This is a genomic window from Rhodococcus shunpengi (assembly GCF_048381395.1).
Lineage (GTDB): Bacteria > Actinomycetota > Actinomycetes > Mycobacteriales > Mycobacteriaceae > Rhodococcus.
This window is the reverse complement of sequence record NZ_JBLWIU010000021.1, coordinates 1-3,121: the sequence shown is the minus strand read 5'-3', so window position 1 is coordinate 3,121 and position 3,121 is coordinate 1. Positions and strand designations below refer to the sequence as shown.

Here is a 3,121-nt window from a genome sequence, read left to right as displayed (position 1 = left end):
TGTTGCGGGTCATGACGTTGTAGACACCAGCTCAGGGGATTGAAGAAGGCGGACGGGCCTTCCAACGGCAGGATGGGAAGTACCACCAACTCACCCAGCGCAACCGAAAGAACCCGTCCATGCTCCACCGTAACGCCCCGCTGTCCGTCGAAGGTCGCCGCCGTCTCGTCGAGCGGTGCCAGACCCGTCCGCTGTCCCATGTCGCCGCCGAGATGGGGATCTCCCGGTCCTGCGCCAGCAAATGGATGGCCCGCTACCGCGAACACGGCGAACTCGGTCTGCTCGACCGCCCCAGCGTGCCGCACCATCAGCCCACCGCGACCCCGGCTGAGACCGTGGCGCGGATCGAGACCCTGCGGCGGACCCGCAAGTGGTCCGCAGCCCGCATCGCCCACGAACTGGGCGCCGACGGCATCAGCATCTCGGTGCGCACCGTCAGCCGGCACCTCGTTCACCTCGGGTTGAACCGGCGCAGGTTCCTCGATCCGAACGGCGAGAACAATCGCCAGCCACGCCGGATCATCGCCCGCTGGCCCGGCCATATGGTGCACGTCGACATCAAGAAAGTCGGCCGGATCCCCGACGGCGGTGGCTGGCGTGTCCACGGTCGGGGCAGCGAGCAGGCCAAGAAGGTCGAGCGCGCCAAGGTCGCCGGTGCCCGCGCCGGTTACGTCTACCTGCATTCGGCGGTCGACGGGTTCTCCCGCCTTGCCTATACCGAGGCGCTATCCGACGAGAAGGCCGCCACGGCAATCGGGTTCATGCACCGCGCACGGGTGTTCTTCGCCGCCCACGGCATCGTGCACATCCACCGGGTCGTCACCGACAACGGGTCCTGCTACCGCGCGAAGGACTTCGCGAAAGTGCTCCACGGTGGCCGGCATCAGCGGATCACCCCGTATACGCCTCGCCACAACGGGAAAGTGGAGCGCTACAACCGCATCCTGGCCGAGGAGTTCCTCTACGCCCGCGTCTGGGCCAGCGAACGGCAACGCGCCCAGGCCCTACAGGTGTGGAATGTGCACTACAACTATCATCGGCCGCATACTGCCGTCGGAAACCGGCCGCCCGCGAGCAAGCTCCGGACCGGTGTCACCAACGTCATGGCCTCATACAGCCGTTGACCAGCCACGAGGTCGTGGTCAAGACCATCGCCTCCACCCGCACCCGCACCGGGCTACGCGTGGAGGCCGAACTGGACACCAGCGAGTATCCGACCGGGATTTCGGTGGGCCGAGACGAGTTGCGTGCGTTATCCATCCGCCCGCATGCCCAGTGCGGAACGTGGAACTACACCATCGAACCGACCCACACCGATACCGCTGCGGCTGTCGGCCGCGACCGGGAAGGCGAACGTGCCGCGGTCCTTGCGTTGCTCGCCGACCCCCGCCTGACCGGCATGACCGGTGCCGAGTTGAACGAACTCACCGCCCAATTGGCTTCGGTGCAGGCCGCCCGCGCCGAGCAACGCCGCTGGCACCAACGCGGCGGGCGGCGCCGCCGGGCGCCGGGTGCCGGCAAGCGGCGGTTGATCTCGGACGCCGCCGCGCTGCTGATCACCGTCGTGTATCTGCGGCAGGTGTGCTCCCAGCGGGTGCTTTCGGAACTGCTCGGGGTCAATCCGAACTCCATCGGCGAGATCATCGCCGAAACGCGGATGCTGTTCGACGAGCGTGGCCACCACGTCACCCCGATCATCGGGTTGCGGTTGAGCACCGCCGCCGACCTTGTCGGATTTGTCCGCGAGGACCGGGTACTCGGTCCCGCCCCGAATCGGCTGCTCCCCGAAACGTTGTCGCATCCGACGCTGACCGGCATGAGTCGCCGGCAACTGGACGAACTCGTCGAACGTCTCGCCGTTCGGCAAGCCGCCATGGTCGAACGACGCCGCTACGCCCAACGTGGCGGCGAGCGGATGCCCGGCGGCCGCGGCGGAATCTTCCTTCAGAAGATCACCGATGCCGAACGTGTCCTGGCCACGGTGCTGCACCTGCGGCGACTATGCACTCGCGCTGTCCTTGCCGAACTGTTCCAGGTCAGTCCGCGCACCATCGGTAATGCGCTGCTCGACGTGCGACCACTGCTCGAACAGGACGGCTACATCCCGGTGCCGGCACCCATCCGCTACCGCACCGCCGCCGAACTTCTCGCCGCCATACCACCGCACGAGAGCGACACCAGCGAATCGATACATTAATTTCTTACAGCTACAATGCACCCGGCACCGCTGCCAGGACGAACCCGTGAACTGCTGCGCAATGGCAGCTTTGAGCCCGCTGTGCGCATCGGAGATCACCAGATGCACCCCGGACAGTCCCCGACCCCGTAACCCGACCAGGAACTCCCGCCAGAACTCGTAGGATTCGCTGTCCCCGACCGCGGTGCCCAACACCTCACGGCTACCGTCGATCGACACCCCAGTTGCGACCACCAACGCCTGGGACACCACGTGCGCACCGACACGGACCTTGCAGAAAGTGGCGTCGAGGAACACATACGGAAAGCTCGTGTGCGTCAAGGTGCGCTCCCGGAACCGGGCGATCTCGGCGTCCAGACCGGCACAGATCCGCGAGACCTCCGACTTCGAGATCCCGGAGTCGACTCCGAGGGCGCCGACCAGGTCGTCGACGCTGCGAGTCGATACCCCGTGCACGTAGGCCTCCATCACCACCGCGTAGAGAGCCTTGTCGATCCGCCGACGGCGCTCGAGCAGCGAGGGGAAGAACGACCCGGAGCGCAGCTTGGGGATCTTGACCTCGACGTCTCCGCTGGTGGTGGCGACGGTTTTGGTGCGGTGTCCGTTGCGGTGGGTGATGCGGGTGTCGGTGCGTTCGTAGCGGCCGGCGCCGAGTTTGTCGGTGGCTTCGGCTTCGATCAGAGCTTGCAGTCCGGTGCGGATCAGTTCGGCGAACACGTTGGTGTTGTCGGCGCTCTTGAGTGCGTCGAGTTGGGCGAGCAGTGCAGAATGGTCGTGGGTCATCGCGTAGCTGCTTTCTGTGAGTCACTGTGGTAGGTAACTCGTTGATCACTACGCGATGGCCCACCCTCGGTGAGGGATCGACACGCCGTGGACCTGCCCGGATGCCCTCAACCGATTCCCACCACTCCCTGGGACTTACCC

General features: G+C 66.0%; 1 protein-coding gene and 2 pseudogenes. 2 read left to right on the top strand and 1 reads right to left on the bottom strand.

The features are described 5' to 3' along the window. Window positions 1–119 precede the first annotated feature (119 nt). Window positions 120–1,124, top strand: coding sequence for an IS481 family transposase (locus tag ACNJ7K_RS12275; protein ID WP_487041748.1), 1,005 nt, complete (start codon window positions 120–122; stop codon window positions 1,122–1,124). Next, window positions 1,115–2,197, top strand: a pseudogene (locus ACNJ7K_RS12270) (ISAzo13-like element transposase-related protein); the annotation flags it as partial. The gene ACNJ7K_RS12275 and the pseudogene ACNJ7K_RS12270, both read left to right, overlap by 10 nt. A gap of 15 nt (window positions 2,198–2,212) precedes the next feature. Here the strand turns inward: ACNJ7K_RS12270 and ACNJ7K_RS12265 are convergent. Beyond that, window positions 2,213–2,980: pseudogene (locus ACNJ7K_RS12265) on the bottom strand (IS256 family transposase); the annotation flags it as partial. Window positions 2,981–3,121: the final 141 nt, after the last annotated feature.